The following is a 16,715-nucleotide window of genomic DNA, read 5'->3' on the forward strand; positions in this document are numbered from 1 at the left end:
CCTACCTCTATCGGTAGGAACCTTTTATTTTAGTGAATGATTTTACTTCCTTTTGCATTCTCAACAAATTTTTCACTTGATTTGTTAATTGGTGTTTTCAGTAATAACGCAGCAACGATCATAACTACTACGAAAGCACTTAACACAAGTAAATCTCGCGTTACGATATCCCAAAGCATTCCGCCAACTGTTTCACGAATTGCGCTAATTGCGTATGTGAATGGTAAGAACGGATAAATCGCTTGGAAGAACGCTGGTGTCATTTGGATTGGGAATGTTCCGCCCGATCCTGCTACTTGCAGTACAAGTAAAATGATTGCCATCGATTTCCCAACGTTTCCGAAAATAGAAACGAGTGAGTATACGATACAAACGAAGACTCCACCAATAAATAAACTAAATAACACAAACCAGAACTTATCGACTACGTACGTACCGAGTAAGAATATATCTCCCATCGATACGATAAACGCTTGTGAAAGACCTATCGTTAAGAATGTTAATAAACGTCCGAAGTAAATTTCATGGCTCTTATAATTCGCGCCCTCTTCGTGTACTTCTACCGTTAATAATGAAACCATTAATAATGCGCCTACCCATAATGCAAGCACTGTATAGAATGGTGACATCGCTGAACCGTAGTTCGGCATCGCAAATAATTTATTCTCTTTTAAATTTACTGGATTCGCAAAGTAATCACTTTGCTTTTCAACATCGTTTTTCAATAAGCGTATGATGTCTTTTAAATCCTCTTCAGATTCAAAATCACGAATTTTATCTGCTAATTCTTTAATCTTTTTCTCAGTAGCTGGCATTTCAGCTTTAATATCTGCTAATTTCTTTTTCCCGTCTACTAAGCCTTTTGATGAATCTTCTAGTAATTTTTTAACATCTGGAAGCTTTTTGTCTGCATCATTTAAAATTTGAGTTGTATTTTTCGACATCTCTTTTGTACGAGCAATTGCTGTATTGAAATTAGGTACAATTTCTGAATCATACGTCGATAATACATCTGTTAATTGAGCTGATCCGCCCTTCGCAGCATTGTTAATACTTTCAATTACATCTTTTGTAGGTTTCTGGCCATTGTTAAGAAGTGTAATTCCCTTATTCGTTGCCTCTACACCTTTTTGTAAGCTGCTTTTCGCTTTGTTTAATTTTGCGATTCCATTATTAAGGTTTTTATCACTATTTACATCCGCTAAAACCTTATTTGTACTTTCTAGAACAGGAATCATATCATCAATTAAACCGATTCCAGATTGGAATTGACCATTTAAGCTATTTAAAGCTACTTTCGTTGAATCTAAACCGTTAATACCTCTATTTTGTACATCTTCTTTTGCTTTCTGTAAATCTGCTTTTGCACCCTCAATACCATTTTTTACTTTATCGTAATCTGCTTTTGCATTATCATATACTGCATTTGCATCAACTTTGGCTTGATCGACTGTGCTAACTGCTTTTTTATAATCTGCTACAAACGTTTCATTATAATCTTTTTCAGCTTGATCAATTAATCCATTTGCTGCATCTAATTTTTGATTCGCTACATCTGTTACATCTTTCTTTACTTCTTGTCCTTTGCCAATAACATTTACAATATCTTTAATACCGTTATTTGCATTTTCCATACCTTTTTTAACATTAGTTAAGTGATTCACTCGCCCTTGGAAAAAGCTTTGACCAAAATCAGTAGTCGCCGATTTTTGAAGTTCAGTAAAGAAATTAATAAGATATGAAATACCATCTGTACCAGTTTGTAATCGTTCTGATACCGCATTTAAATCTTTCTTTGCTTGTTCTGGATCAAACTGACCATTTTGCAATCCATTTAAAACACTTTTTCCATAAGCTGTTCCTGCACGTGATGAGCTTAGAACATTATTTACTGTTTGATTAATATTTTGTGCTATCCCTTTATACCCATCACTATTCAACTTAGAAAGATCTGGTCTCGCTGGGAATTCAGGTAATCCATTCATTCCAGACAAATCAGGAATATTTAATTCTATACCTGGATTCATTAAAAAGTCAGTAAATGCAGCTGCACTATCCATAACGCCTTTTGCTGCCACTAAATCATTTCTTATCGTCCCTGGAGCATTTTTTAATGTTTGATCTTGTCTTGCAAAGAACTTATCTAAATTCGCCAACGCTTCCTGCCCATCATTTATTACACTCTCTACAACAGGTAAATCTTTCTGCGCTACTTTCACAACATCTTCTGCTCGAGTTGCATCATCTAATGCCTTATCCATAAGTGTATTCATTTCTGGGAACTGCGCTTCTAACTTAAATACAAGATCTTTTACTTTTTCGATACTTGGTAAATTTGTTTCTAAATCGATTCCAAGATCATTGAAAACTTTAAAAATCTCACCGTTTGCTGTTTTTACAAAGTTTTTACTAATTTCTTCTGTAATGCCTGATGCACCTTTTGCTGTAATCTTCGGTGCAATCGCGTTTACTTTTTCATTCACATAATAATCCAGTTCTGGTTTTTTAGGATTTTCATCCAGAACAGTTGCAATTTTTTCAGAGAAGTCTTTTGGAATCGTAATACTTGCATAATAATCCCCACGCTCAACTCCGTAAATTGCTTGTTTTTCATCTACAAATTTCCAGCCAAGATTTTTGTTTTTCTTAAGGGAGTCTACAATCTCTTTCCCGATATTAATGTCTTTCCCTCTTAAATTAGAACCTGCATCTTGGTTAGAAACTGCAATGGGAACCTCTTTTGTATTTCCATACGGATCCCAAGAAGCTTTAATGTTAAACCATGCATATAACGATGGTAAAATCATTAATCCTAAAACAATAACAATTGCAGCCCAATGTTTGGCTACATTCCGTAAATCTGTCTTATAAATACGCCAAATCTGTTTCATAGAAGTTATCACCTAATTATATATTTTTCCTTCTTTAGAAAATGATACATACATTTTGCAATTATATCACTTTCTACATCGTGTATTAACCAAAAACGTACTATTTTTTCCCATTAACTTTCACTTACTTCATTATATAACGAAGTGAGTGAAAGTATGAATACAAAATGACCAAATCGGTTTTACATTCAATAATAACAAATATATATGAAATGTCATAAAAAATACAAGTATTTTCTCTTGGAAATACTTGTATTCCTAAAAAAAATCCTCACAGCTTTTATTCTCTGTGAGGATTTCTTCTATTATATATCCAATTGAACCTCTACACCGAAATGATCTGAAATTACATTTCTGTTTGTACCATTAAAAATAACTTTTGAAGAATGAACCTTTTTACTTTGGTTACACAATATTAGATCGATTCGCAAACTATGTTTATTTTCATCCCAACCAGCAATCTCGCCTTGGACAGTCGTTCCTTCATCCTTCTCTATTGCTAATTCATATGTGTCATACAACCCTTTTTGCATCATATACTCATAACCTTCGCCTTTCAATCGAGCATTGTTATTAAAATCCCCCATTAAGAAGGCGAGCTTATTGCTATCTACACGCTCCATCAAACGATCGACTTGACCTTTGAATGACTCTTCTTCATCATTCCACCAACCGAGATGGCAAGAGTAAAACGTTATATCCTTACCATTATAAGCAAGTGTTGTACTTACAATTTTACGCGTTTTCCAATACGTTGTATCCTCGTTTTCTGAAATAAAGAACGTATCTTCTTTTATAATATTATGCTTCGTTATAATCGCTAATCCTTCTTCGTACAAGTCATAACCAATATGAGAGAAATCCCAAGTAATATTGTAATCTTTTACATGTAGCGCTTTTAACTCTTCTAATAGTAAAAGTCCAAAATTATCTTTTTTCTTGTTACCGCATACATTTTCAGCTTGTATGGACTGACTTACTTCTTGCAATGCGATGACATCGTACTCTTCTTCTTGAATTACTTTAGCAAGGTATTTTATCTTTTCTATTTGATTCTCTTCTTGCCAAGAATGACAGTTTAAAGTTAGCAATTTCATATTATTACGCACCTAACATATCTTGAATGTCTGACTTTAATACGTCAGCTTTCGGACCATATACCGCTTGTACACCTTTATCTTTTACAATAAGCCCTAAAGCACCATTTTGTTTCCACTGTGCTTCTGGTGCAACAACATCTAAGTCTTTTACTGTTACACGTAAGCGTGTCATACAAGCATCTACGTCAGCAATATTTTCTTTTCCACCTAATAAATCGATAACTTTTGTTGCTAATGAACCGTCTTGTACATTTCCTGTTCCTTCTGATGCCTCATCTTCATTATCAATATAGTTACCTGCACGCCCTGGTGTTGGTAAATTGAATTTTTTAATTAAGAAATTAAATAGTGTAAAGTTAAGACCGAAGAACACTAATGAAACAATAACAAAGTTGATTAAGTCTCTTGTTAAACCTGCATTAACCATCATTGGTGTACGAGTAATTAACTCAATAAATCCAAATGCATGAACACGTAAGTTAATTAAATCAGCTAGCGCGAATGCAAGTCCTGTTGTAATAGCATATACAACATATAATACTGGAGCAATAAACATGAACATGAATTCAATTGGTTCTGTTACACCTGTTAAGAATACTGCTAATGCTGCTGATAAAAACATTGGTTTATATTTTGCACGCTTTTCTTTATCAACGTTACGGAACATCGCAAATGCAATCCCCATTAACGCTGCTGTTGAGCCGATAACTTGTCCAGCTTTGAAACGAGCTGGTACAACGTTATTTAATAAATCGTTATATGCCTTCGTATCTCCATTTGCTAGTAAATTATTTAAATCTGTAATCCATGCAAGCCATAATGGATCTTGTCCTGCTACAACTTGTCCAACTTTTGAACCAGTTAACATCGTATATGTTCCGCCTAGCTCTGTATAGTTCATCGGAATCGTTAACATATGGTGTAAACCAAATGGTAATAATAAACGCTCTAACGTTCCATATACAAACGGTGCAACAACTGGTGCGCTATCTTTTGAAGCTGCAATCCAGCGACCAAATTCATTTAACCCACTTTGGATGAATGGCCATAGAAGTGATAATACAATCGCAGTAACTGTAGACCAAAGAATTACAACGAATGGTACAAATCGTTTTCCATTAAAGAATGCTAATGCCTGTGGCAGTTTATTATAGTTATAATATTTGTTATATAAAGTAGCTCCTAAGAAACCTGTGATGATCCCTACGAACACTCCCATGTTTAATGCAGGTGCACCAAGTACAGAAGTAAAGTAATCTTTTACAATTAAATCTCCCGCTATTACTGAAGAAACTTTCGCTTTTGAATCCGCTAACATTTCAGCGTTTACGCCAAATATAGCTCCTGTAATTCGGTTTGTTAAGACGAATGCTAATAGCGCTGCAAATGCACCACCCGCGCGATCTTTCGCCCAAGATCCCCCAATTGCTACTGCGAATAAGATGTGTAGATTTGTAATGATTGCCCAACCGATGTCTTCCATTACGCGAGCGATTGTATGAACTGCGTTAACATCCCCAGCAGACATACCAATTAACTTACCGATGGAAATCATTAAACCAGCTGCTGGCATTACGGCTACAACAACTAATAAAGCTTTCCCGAACTTTTGCCAAAAATCAAAAGACGTAATTTTCATCTGTTCTTCCTCCCCTTTATTTATAACAACATAATGATTTAAATTATAATTTCTGTCCCTTTTATGAAAACGATTCCTCATATCATTTTTCTTTTTACGCAACCGTTTTCATAAATCTATTTTAATAAAAGCGTTTTCACTTTGCAATAGAAATTTATTTTTTTTCATAAAAAAAGATGCTCAAAGAGCATCCTTTTTTATTATGAAATGCGATAAACCCTTGTTTCATAAGGTTTTAAAGCAATTGTTGTTACTTCTTCATGTTCCGCAACTTCATAGTTATTTAAAAGCAAACGTTTGCGTTCTAGTGCAAATGAACCCTCATTATACACAGCTTCCTCTTTTGAGATATTACTAATTACAATGACTTTTTCATCCTGTAACGTACGTGTATATGCATAAATTTGTGGATCGTCTTCTAAAAGTAAATCGTACGTACCATAGTTCAGTACATCGTGCTCTTTTTTCAGGGCAATCATTTTCTTATAGAAATTGAAAATAGACTTTTCTTCATTTTTTTGCTTCTCAACATTAATTTCTTTGTAATTTGGATTCATGCTAAACCAAGGTGTACTTGTTGTGAAACCAGCATTCATCTCATCATTCCACTGCATAGGTGTACGTGAATTATCGCGGCAAGAAGCCCATATAATCTCCATCATATCTTGATGTGGTACGCCCTCTGCAATTTTCTCGCGATATAAATTTTTAATTGCTACATCATCGTAATCTTCAATATTTGGTAACTGAACATTTGTCATACCAATTTCTTGTCCTTGATAAATAAACGGTGTACCGTGCATAAAGAAATACATCGCTCCTAGAGCTGTTGCACTTTCACGCCAATATTGTTTATCATCTCCCCATGTTGAAACGATACGTGGTTTATCGTGATTCTCAATATATAAAGCGTTCCATCCTTTATTTTCTAATCCTTTTTGCCATTTCGTTAATACTTTTTTCAATCCTACAACATCAAGGTCTTTCTTCTTCTCTGCATCCCATAAACTTAAATGTTCAAACTGGAATACCATATTGAACTTACCTTGCTCTTCTCCAACCCAAAGCTCAGCATCTTCAATCTTAACGCCATTTGCTTCACCAACAGTCATAATATCGTACTTAGAGAATGTATTTTCTTTTAGCTCTTCTAATAAAGGTTGAATACCTTTTACATTCATATGTTTATCAAAAGATGGCACATATTTTAACTCTTTTGGATTTGGCATATCCTTGAGACCTTCTTCTTTTTTAATATGACTAATCGCATCAACGCGGAAACCATCAATACCTTTATCAAGCCACCAATTAACTGTATCGTATAATACTTCGCGAACTTCTTTATTCTCCCAGTTTAAATCTGGTTGTTTACGCGAGAATAAGTGTAAATAATATTGTCCTGTTACTTCATCATATTCCCATGCCGAACCATTAAAAATACTTTCCCAGTTGTTTGGTTCCGCACCATCTTTACCATCATGCCAAATATACCAATCACGCTTCGGATTGTCTTTAGATGAACGAGACTCAATAAACCATGGATGTTCATCACTTGTATGATTAATAACTAAATCAATAATAAGCTTCATATCACGCTTATGAACTTCATCTAGTAAAGCATCAAAGTCTTCCATCGTACCAAACTCATCCATGATATCTTGATAATCACTAATGTCATAACCATTATCATCATTAGGTGACTTATACATTGGGCAAATCCAAATTACATCTATACCTAAATCTTTTAAATAATCCAGTTTCGCAATAATACCTTGTAAATCTCCAATACCATCTCCATTTGAATCCATAAAGCTACGTGGATAAATTTGATAAGCAACTGCTTCTTTCCACCATGTCTTATTCATAGTCCTTCTCTCCTTTTGCATCCCATCGGAATTTTATGCAAACGTTTTCGTAACACTATCATAACAAAATATGAACAGTTTGCAACTGTTTTCATTGAACTCTATGTAGATTCTTTATTCTTATGCTTTATTTATTTCTCACAAGAGCAAATCTCATTCCTCATCAGCTCTTGTCCACGCACGCGAACGTCGTATACCATTTCGATTAAGAAGCGGACATCATAGTTACGATAATTTTTCTCTTTTGTATCCCTCCTTTTCATATGTAAAAAGGTATACAATAAAAAATCATCCAATATGCCGTTACCTCGCAGCATGTTGGATGATTCAAATTGATTTTCTATATCGTTTCAAATTCTTGCTCCTACTCATAAACTTTTACTTATAGATTAATTGTATTTCGTATCATTTTCATGCAATGAATGTAATTTAATATTTGGAAATTTATCTTTTTCAATACCGCTATTATAAGAAACAGGAACTTGAAATTCGAATTGCTTTGTCTCGTGTTTTTGCAAATAGACTGGTTTCGGTACCGGATAACTTTTTGAATTTTCGTTTGCATTATCATATAAAACAACTTTTAATGCTTGTGAATGACTACGATAATTTTTTAAAGTAACGATGCACTTTCGTTCGATATCCTCTCCATTTTTCTCCACTCTACACTGGCTATCATCTTTTTTATATTCTATGGCTTCTACACCTGTTTTTCCTGCGTAGTACCATGTTTTATTCAATGTCTGGAGGATGTTATTTAAAATAAACGGCATCATTAAAATCAAAATACTAGTACCTACTACTTTTATCTTATTCATTTTTCTAAATGTACTAGACTCCTTTTTTCCTAGCCATTTTAAAAATAATATAAATGCAATTACATGTAGTATGAAAGAAACAATCAATATATTTGAGACTTTATAATCCATATAAACATACGTATGTATCGGAACCCTATAGACGTTGAATAGTTTTTCCCCAATTAATTCATTATCATTTGGAATTTTTAATAATAATAAAACCCCTATACTGTAACAAATAGCTACTAATCGATCATACTCAATGCGAATCATTCCTTCTCCCCTTTACTTTGTTTTTTATTATCGATTTTAGCTATTATTACCATACTATACAATCTTTTTATAGCGGATAACGTAAAAAAGTCCCTTATAAATATATAAAGAACCTTATTAATATACCGTATGAATTAAAAATCAATATACAATTTTCACATAGAGATTTCTTCAAAATATGTTGGATCATGTATTGTAATTTTTTTATCTAAAATTGTAACAATGCTATCATTTTTTAATTGTTTTAATACACCGCTAACTGTCTCTCGAGATGTTCCAGATATTTTGGATATTTCAATTGTTGTAAGTGGACATGAAATTACAATCTTTTCCCCACTCTGTTCTCCTAAATCCTGCATTAAATAATTTAACGTTTGGATAACACGATCTTGTGCATTAGGAATTGTAATATTTTGCACTCGATTTTCGTTCAATTTTAATATAGATGATAATTGCTGAACAACGTACATCAATTGCGTTCTGCTGGATTTTACCATATCTTCAAAGATTACCGTTGGAATATAATATACCTCCACATCCGTCATTGCTTCTGCTGTATAGTTATATCCTCTGTCTGTAAACATACCACCATAAGGAAAAATAGAATACCGCTTTACATAGTCATCGTATAATAAGTTCCCATTTTGATTAACCCGCTCTAACTTTACAAAACCATCTAACATGAAGTAAATTCTTTCCCTTGAATCCCCTTCTAAAAATAAAAATTGACCTTTTTTATAAGTTCGCCAATAAACAAACTCTGTTAACCCTTTCAATTTTTTTTCTGTTAAATGAGCAAATAATTCGAACTGCTTTAAGTCTTTCACTACGTTCCGTCTATTCATAAAATTCCCTCTCTCTTGCTGTATGTTGGAGCGAAAAATCAAGAAAGCGTATTCAATTTGGATTTTATCATAATTAACTTATATATTCAGATTTCATCATGAAAACTTTATGAACAATGAGCACAAAAAATATTAATAAATAAAAAGAATGAAGTTACTAACTCCATTCTTTTTTTACTACTAAGTAGCGTACATAATAATTTAAACATACATGCATACATTCTGTTTTGAAATAATAGTACCAGCTTTTTCTTCTAGTGCTTCATATACTTTTTCTAAAGACGTAATAATCGTTTTTCTTTTTGGATTTGTATTAACAAAATTAATAGCAGCTTCAATTTTTGGAAGCATGCTTCCCGCAGCAAATTGTTGTTCTTCAATATATTCTTCTAATTGATTCACTGTGACATGCTCTAATTTTTTTTGATTCGGTTGATTATAATTTACATACACATGATCAACTGCAGTTAAAATAACGAGCGTATCAGCATCTACTAATTCTGCTAATTTCTGCGCAGCGAAATCTTTATCGATAACCGCTTCAGTTCCTTCTAACCCTTCTTCGGAATCAATTACTGGAATTCCACCTCCGCCAACAGCTATTACTATGTTTCCATCTTCGACCAAAGAATTAATAACTTTATGTTCATGAATACTTACAGGCTTCGGTGATGGAACAACACGTCTCCATCCTCTACCAGCATCTTCTTTAAACACTGCTTTTGTTTCATCCATTAATCTTCTGGCCTCTTCTTCTGTATAAAAAGGACCAATTGGTTTAGTTGGATTTTTAAATGCCTCATCTTTTTTATCCACAACAACGCGTGTTATAACCGTTGCTACGTCTTTATTTATATTCCGCTTTTTCAATGCCTTTTCAATCGCATTTTCCATCCAATATCCAATCATCCCTTGGCTCATTGCCCCACAAGTATCTAATGGCATTGCAGGTGTCTTTTCCGTTTCTGCAGCTTTTTGCTGTAATAAAATATTTCCCACTTGTGGGCCATTTCCATGCGCAATTACTATATCCACATCATTTTCCATTATTTTCACAAGTTGTTCCGCCGTTTTTTCCAACGCTTCTTGCTGCGCTCCCGCAGTAGCTTCTCCAGACTGTATCGCATTTCCCCCTAGTGCAACTACAATTTTTCTTCGTACCATATTCCAGCCCTCCAGTTGATTTCGCTTTCACAGCGCTTTATAAAGTAATACTGCCTGTAATTAATCCATAAATCGCAAAGAATGCTAAGGCACCAATTGCTACGGATGATGCTAATTCCACTCGAGTAAATATTTGCTTCGAACTCTTTTGCTTTTGAACATTGTAAAAAATAAAAATACCTGGCGCATATAAAGTCATTGTTAATAATAAATACTCTAAACCGGCTGCATAAACTAACCACACGCCATAAATACTTGCTATCAAGCCAATTATTATATTTTTATTTCGATCTGCTTCTTCAGACTTTAAGCTATGCTTCAGTTGATAAAATGCTGAAAAAGCATATGGGATTAAAATAGCTGAAGATGCTAAAGAGAATGCAAAGTTATACGCCTGATCAGAAACGACGAATGTTAACAAGAATATTTGTATTAAACCATTTGTTATCCATAATGAATTTACTGGAGCCTTATTTTTATTTTCTTTTGCGAACCATTTTGGAAATACTCCATCTTTAGCCGCTAAATATGGAATTTCAGAAGCGAGCAAAGTCCAACCTAACCAAGCACCTAATACAGAGATGACCAAACCTAAATTAATAAAGATAGCACCCCATTTTCCAACAACACTTTCAAATAAATAAGCCATAGCCGGATTTTTCAAACCTGCAATATCTGCTTGCTGCATAAGTCCAAGAGACAATAATGTGATTAAAATGTAAATGATGAGTGTACCAATTAAGCCAATAACGGTTGCTTTCCCTACATCACTTCTATTTTTTGCTCGACTGGATAAAACAACAGCCCCTTCTACCCCAATAAATACCCATAAAGTTACAAGCATTGTACTTTTAACTTGGCTGCCAACTGCTCCCCATGAAAAAGAACCAGTTTGCCCCCAAAATCCATCTAAGAACGTATCAATATGAAACGCGAAGATTCCTATGACAATAAATACAAATACAGGTACTAATTTTGCGATTGTAGTTACTAAATTCACAAGGGCTGCTGATTGAACTCCACGTAAAATTAACATGTGAACACACCATAATAATACGCTTGCACCAATAATAGACGCTACATTTTGCCCGCCTTCAAAAATCGGGAAGAAATATCCTAATGAAGAGAACAATAATGTACCGTAAGCTACATTCCCAAGCCAAGCAGATAGCCAGTATCCCCACGCACTATTAAATCCCATAAAATTACCAAACCCTGCTTTTGCATAGCTAAAAATACCACCATCTAAATCTGGTCGTTTTACAGTGAGATTTTGAAAAGATAATCCGAGTGCAATCATTCCAATTCCTGTTATAACCCAACCAATAATAATGGGTCCCGCACCAGCACCTTTTGCCATATCACTTGCTAAATTAAATGCTCCACCACCAATCATAGACCCAACTACAAGAGCCGTTAGTGTAAACAACCCTAATTTCTTATCTTCACCCATTCCACTCACCTCTCTTTAATTGCAATAACAATACAAAAGCAATAGTGAATGATAGTGTCTAAAGGAGGAGAAAGAAGAAAGGAAAACTCCCTTTCTTCTTTACTCCATGTTTCCTAAAGTAGCTGCCATAACCGCTTTAATTGTATGCATTCTATTTTCAGCTTGATCAAATACTTTTGAATGTTTACTGCGGAATACTTCGTCAGTTACCTCCATTTCTTTCAACCCATATTTCTCATAAACTTCTTCGCCATACATCGTTTCAACATCATGAAATGCAGGTAAACAATGTAAGAAAATCACGTTTTCATTCCCTGTTTCTTTAATCATTTTCATATTTACTTGATAAGGTTTCAATAACTCCACACGTTCAGCAAATTTTTCTTCTTCCCCCATAGACACCCATACATCTGTATAAATTACATCTGCATTCGCAACAGCTTCTTCCACATTACTTGTTATCATTACCTGTTCGTTATATTTTTTTGCTAAATCAATTACTTCTTGTGCAGGCCATAAAGATTCCGGTGTACAAATACGTACATCCATTCCAATGATTGCTCCACCAACTAGTAAACTATTAGCAACATTATTTCGTCCATCTCCAACATAAACGAGCTTCACATTTTTTAATTTTCCTATATGTTCTCTAATTGTTAATAAATCTGCTAGTGTTTGTGTTGGATGCCACATGTCTGTTAATCCATTCCAAACCGGCACACCAGAATTTTGTGCTAAAGATTCTACAGTTTCATGACTAAATCCACGAAACTCAATTCCGTCAAACATACGCCCTAACACTTTTGCTGTATCCTCTACAGATTCTTTTTTCCCAAGTTGAATATCACCTTTCCCTAAATATTCAGGATTTGCCCCTAAATCTGTACATGCTACTGTAAATGCACAACGCGTACGAGTAGAAGTTTTTTCAAATAAGAGCGCTACATTTTTACCTTCTAAATAATGATGCGGGATACCATTTTTCTTTTTCTCTTTTAATTCTGCTGCCAAATCTAGAAAATATAACAATTCTTCTTGTGTAAAATCTTTTTCTGCTAGAAAGCTTCTTCCTTTTAAATTTGGTCTAGTCATTAACATACTTCATCCCTACTTTCTCCGTTATTTATACTAAATATCTTTACGAACAATTGGCATACTCATGCAACGTGGACCCCCACGACCACGAGATAATTCCGAACTTAGCACCTCAATCACTTCTATACCATGTTCCCGTAATAACGTATTGGATACATAGTTGCGATCATATGTAACAACTACACCTGGCGCGATTGCTAATGTGTTCGAGCCATCATTCCATTGTTCACGAGCAGAAGCAATTACATCTCCTCCTCCACATGGAATAAGAACTAATTCACTTAAGCCTAATATCTCTTTTAATGCTTCCATTAAAGAAGTACGATGTGTAATTTTAAGAGTTTCCTCATCTGATCCTTTTTCTAAAATATAAATATTCATATTCCCTTTTGGCCCTTGAATGGCTGGGTGAATTGTAAACTTGTCATAATCAACCATTGTAAATACTGTATCTAGATGCATAAATGCTCGGCATTTTGGAATTTCTATTGCTAACACTTTCTTAATTTTATTTTGTCGGCTAAAGAGATTTTTAGCTAAACGTTCAATTGCTTTAGCTGAAGTACGAGCAGATACTCCAATCGCAATTGTTTCTTCATTTAAAATTAGCTCGTCGCCACCTTCAATTGGAAATTTATAATCACGATCTAACCAGATTGGTACAGTATGTTTTGCGAATCTTGGATGATATTTAATGATGTACTCCATGAACAATGATTCACGTCTACGCGCTGGTTCTCTCATCTTATTTATCGTTAAGCCATCGCCCACGCTAGCTGCTGGATCACGAGTAAAATATAAATTAGGCATTGGATCTAAGTAAAACGGATAGTGATCTTCCATTAATTCATATAAATGTGTCTTCTTACTTGTTTCAATTTCGTTTTTCCGTACACCGCCCATAATTTTTTGAATTAATTCTTCATTTGAAAAGGAAAGTAAATATTCTTTTAAAGTTTGATGTGCAACATTTACGTCGGCCTGTCCTTCTTTTAAAATACGATCAACAAATTCTTCTCGAAGTTTTTTATCTACTAACGCCTCAGCGGCTAGTTTTTCTAAATAAAGAACTTCAACACCCCGATTGCGTAACGTTTGTGCAAAATAATCATGCTCTTTTTGAATAATTGGTAAGTATGGAATATCGTCAAATAATAATTGCTGCAAATAATCTGGCGTCAAGTTTTCCACTTCTTTACCCGGTCGTTTTAATAAAACCGTTTGTAATTCCCCAATTTCTGAAGTAACATGTATCGGATGTTTCATTTGTTGTACCTCCTTTTAAATATGTTTGATGTCTTACAAGTACATAATAAATGCTCTGCACTTTCATCTTTGTGAAAGCATCCACATTATCATTGTGAAATATTAAACAAGTTATTTTTTTAAAATCATACGAATATGTATTTTTATAACAAACTATCTCGCTTTCTCAATAAAAAATACATATATTATGCATATATGTTGAATATTTAACTTCCGTATTTAAACAAAAATCCTGTTTTTAATTTTATTAAAAACAGGATTTTTGTATCTAAATAATTAAATTTAATCTTTCTTCTATAATCTCCCTATCTGATTTCGACTGTGAAATTATAAGGCATGTATCATTTCCACATATACATCCTATTTTTTCTTTCCAATCTAACTCATCAAATAAAACACCAATAACATGTGCATTACCAGGTAATGTTTTAATAACCATTAATTGATTTACACAATCAATTTTTACAACAACTTCTCGTAATTTTTTCTTCAACTTTATATCAGTTTGTAAATGCTCTTCTGAGAAAACTTTATATATCATTAATCCTTCTTGAGAAGGTACCTTCGTTAAGTTTAACTCACGAATATCGCGAGAAACCGTAGCTTGTGTTACTAATACACCTTTTTTTGCTAACAATTCTACTAATCTTTCTTGCTTATCTATTTCATACTCCTTTACAAATTGTTTAATTAACCGTTGTCTTTTTTCTTTTTTCATAAAAGACACCCCTTTTAATATTATAGCTCGCTATAATTTTCATCCGAAAGGGACAGAAAAGAATGTTGCGGAAACGTTCATAGTTTAACTGTAAATATTAAATCAAGCTAAATAAAAAAGAGAAGAACAGCATTCTGTTCTTCCTTTTACATTGAAAATCGTTCAATTGTTTGTTTCAAATCAGTTGCTTGCTTCTCTAAATCCTTTAATAATTGATCGATTACTATCATATTTTTAGACTGTTGTAGCGTCACACGCGCCACTTCTTGCGAACCAGCTGACGTTTCTTCAGCAATTGCTGCTACAGCTTTTGTTTGTGCTCCTGTTTGATGAATGTGGCTCACTTGTTCATTCATATAACTACTAATTTGCTGAGTTGCATCGGCTACTTCCATAACACTTGATGACATTTCTTTTAAAATTAATTCCGTAGCTTCCCCACGTTTCGCCTCTTCTTTAGCTATTTTCACTTGTTCTGTCATTTTCATTGCAACTTGTTGTACTTCATCTTGCATATTCCGTAATAACTGCGATATGTTTCTTGCAGAATGATCACTTTCATCAGCAAGTTTACGTACTTCTTCCGCAACAACCGCAAAACCTCTTCCATGCTCTCCTGCGCGAGCTGCCTCAATAGAAGCATTTAGTGCTAATAAATTCGTTTGGCTAGCAATCGCACTCACAACAGACACAATATGTTCTACTTGTTTCATTCGTTCTTCTAACTTCTGTACATTTTGCATTGAATCTTCATTTTCTTTTGCCAATGTTTGAATACCTTGAATTAAAGACGTAAAAACACGAGTACTATGCCCTAAAGCTTCAACCATTTCTGAAGACAATGTATCAGACTGCTTCGCTTTTTCTTCTACTTCACTTGCAATAGACGTCGTTGTATCAACAGCAGAAACAATTGCTTGAATTGATGCCGCTGATTGCTCAGCGCCTGAAGAAATCTCTGCAAGTGTCTCAGATACACCTTGCGCTTGTCTCGTTGCTTCGCCTGTTTGTTTTCTAATCTGCTGTACTTGATTATTTGTATACGAAAATGTTGTATCAATATTTTTTACCATGCCCCTTAAGTTTCCTAACATCATATTAAATGCAACACTTAAAGATTTAATTTCATCATCTGTCTTCGGTAATGGAACATCTTCACGAATATCACCCTCAGCTGCTTTTCTTGCCGCTTCCTCTAACTTGCGAAGTGGTTTAATTAAAAATACGGCTGCTCCATATGCTAAAATTCCAGACCATACTACCCCTAATAACATAACGATAATATTATATACAGTTTGACTTACATAACTTTGAAAATAATCGTATATCACGTAAATAAAAAATATACTTGTTGAATATGTAATAAAAGCTAAAACTGTAGTGAATAGCATAAGTTGTGTACGTAATCCAAAAGAAAATGTTTTCCTTTCTTTTTCCATCTTCCCTTTCCCCCTTTTTATAAGCAATATAAATACTACCTATATATTATTATCCATATTTTCATTATAGAAGGATATAGAGATTTTAAAAATATTATTTCTTTGAATATCAAATTGCACGAAAAAAATAAAGGATTCTGACAATTTATGACTAATAACAGAAATAA

At 33.9% G+C, this 16,715-nt stretch carries 11 protein-coding genes and 2 pseudogenes; all 13 read right to left on the minus strand.

Translation table 11 applies throughout. The annotated features are described in order from the left end of the window. Positions 1 to 29: 29 nt before the first annotated feature. Positions 30 to 2,891 (minus strand): YhgE/Pip domain-containing protein, encoded by a 2,862-nt coding sequence (locus MR143_RS17130; protein WP_242280870.1) that lies wholly within the window; start codon positions 2,889 to 2,891, stop codon positions 30 to 32. 305 nt (positions 2,892 to 3,196) lie between these two features. Beyond that, on the minus strand, positions 3,197 to 3,988 hold the full coding sequence (locus MR143_RS17135; protein ID WP_000771976.1) for an endonuclease/exonuclease/phosphatase family protein: 792 nt from the start codon (positions 3,986 to 3,988) through the stop codon (positions 3,197 to 3,199). Positions 3,989 to 3,992: 4 nt separating this feature from the next. Then, a complete protein-coding gene (locus MR143_RS17140; protein ID WP_000705560.1) occupies positions 3,993 to 5,630 on the minus strand; it encodes a PTS transporter subunit IIBC in 1,638 nt (545 codons plus the stop codon). A 200-nt stretch (positions 5,631 to 5,830) separates the two neighbouring features. Further along, entirely contained in the window at positions 5,831 to 7,495 is a 1,665-nt protein-coding gene (locus tag MR143_RS17145) for a glycoside hydrolase family 13 protein (protein ID WP_001044745.1), read from the minus strand. 389 nt (positions 7,496 to 7,884) lie between these two features. Next, positions 7,885 to 8,568, minus strand: coding sequence for a hypothetical protein (locus tag MR143_RS17155; protein ID WP_000619197.1), 684 nt, complete (start codon positions 8,566 to 8,568; stop codon positions 7,885 to 7,887). A gap of 155 nt (positions 8,569 to 8,723) precedes the next feature. Then, complete coding sequence (locus tag MR143_RS17160; RefSeq protein ID WP_001081904.1) at positions 8,724 to 9,413, minus strand: Crp/Fnr family transcriptional regulator; 690 nt, start codon at positions 9,411 to 9,413, stop codon at positions 8,724 to 8,726. A gap of 201 nt (positions 9,414 to 9,614) precedes the next feature. Continuing rightward, entirely contained in the window at positions 9,615 to 10,577 is a 963-nt protein-coding gene (gene arcC / locus MR143_RS17165) for a carbamate kinase (protein ID WP_000252337.1), read from the minus strand. Positions 10,578 to 10,614: 37 nt separating this feature from the next. After that, a complete protein-coding gene (gene arcD, locus MR143_RS17170) occupies positions 10,615 to 12,030 on the minus strand; it encodes an arginine-ornithine antiporter (protein ID WP_000503419.1) in 1,416 nt (471 codons plus the stop codon). 99 nt (positions 12,031 to 12,129) lie between these two features. Continuing rightward, entirely contained in the window at positions 12,130 to 13,128 is a 999-nt protein-coding gene (argF, locus tag MR143_RS17175; RefSeq protein ID WP_000930301.1) for an ornithine carbamoyltransferase, read from the minus strand. A 30-nt stretch (positions 13,129 to 13,158) separates the two neighbouring features. Further along, a complete protein-coding gene (gene arcA, locus MR143_RS17180; protein WP_000682333.1) occupies positions 13,159 to 14,391 on the minus strand; it encodes an arginine deiminase in 1,233 nt (410 codons plus the stop codon). Positions 14,392 to 14,659: 268 nt separating this feature from the next. Continuing rightward, the gene (argR, locus tag MR143_RS17185) at positions 14,660 to 15,109 is read right to left on the minus strand and encodes an arginine repressor (protein ID WP_000711830.1); all 450 of its coding nucleotides are present in this window, start codon (positions 15,107 to 15,109) and stop codon (positions 14,660 to 14,662) included. Positions 15,110 to 15,255: 146 nt separating this feature from the next. Then, positions 15,256 to 15,828, minus strand: a pseudogene (locus tag MR143_RS33710) (methyl-accepting chemotaxis protein); the annotation flags it as partial. A gap of 369 nt (positions 15,829 to 16,197) precedes the next feature. Next, positions 16,198 to 16,548, minus strand: a pseudogene (locus MR143_RS33715) (HAMP domain-containing protein); the annotation flags it as partial. Between the last annotated feature and the right edge of the window lie 167 nt (positions 16,549 to 16,715).

It is taken from the genome of Bacillus cereus group sp. BfR-BA-01347 (assembly GCF_022663835.1).
GTDB classification, from domain to species: Bacteria; Bacillota; Bacilli; order Bacillales; family Bacillaceae_G; genus Bacillus_A; species Bacillus_A thuringiensis_K.

What these genes read in the sequence shown, in the direction of transcription:
- MR143_RS17130 (WP_242280870.1), bottom strand. Translation starts at nt 2,891, where the DNA reads ATGAAACAGATTTGGCGTATTTATAAGACAGATTTACGGAATGTAGCC.
- MR143_RS17135 (WP_000771976.1), bottom strand. Translation starts at nt 3,988, where the DNA reads ATGAAATTGCTAACTTTAAACTGTCATTCTTGGCAAGAAGAGAATCAA.
- MR143_RS17140 (WP_000705560.1), bottom strand. Translation starts at nt 5,630, where the DNA reads ATGAAAATTACGTCTTTTGATTTTTGGCAAAAGTTCGGGAAAGCTTTA.
- MR143_RS17145 (WP_001044745.1), bottom strand. Translation starts at nt 7,495, where the DNA reads ATGAATAAGACATGGTGGAAAGAAGCAGTTGCTTATCAAATTTATCCA.
- MR143_RS17155 (WP_000619197.1), bottom strand. Translation starts at nt 8,568, where the DNA reads ATGATTCGCATTGAGTATGATCGATTAGTAGCTATTTGTTACAGTATA.
- MR143_RS17160 (WP_001081904.1), bottom strand. Translation starts at nt 9,413, where the DNA reads ATGAATAGACGGAACGTAGTGAAAGACTTAAAGCAGTTCGAATTATTT.
- arcC (WP_000252337.1), bottom strand. Translation starts at nt 10,577, where the DNA reads ATGGTACGAAGAAAAATTGTAGTTGCACTAGGGGGAAATGCGATACAG.
- arcD (WP_000503419.1), bottom strand. Translation starts at nt 12,030, where the DNA reads ATGGGTGAAGATAAGAAATTAGGGTTGTTTACACTAACGGCTCTTGTA.
- argF (WP_000930301.1), bottom strand. Translation starts at nt 13,128, where the DNA reads ATGTTAATGACTAGACCAAATTTAAAAGGAAGAAGCTTTCTAGCAGAA.
- arcA (WP_000682333.1), bottom strand. Translation starts at nt 14,391, where the DNA reads ATGAAACATCCGATACATGTTACTTCAGAAATTGGGGAATTACAAACG.
- argR (WP_000711830.1), bottom strand. Translation starts at nt 15,109, where the DNA reads ATGAAAAAAGAAAAAAGACAACGGTTAATTAAACAATTTGTAAAGGAG.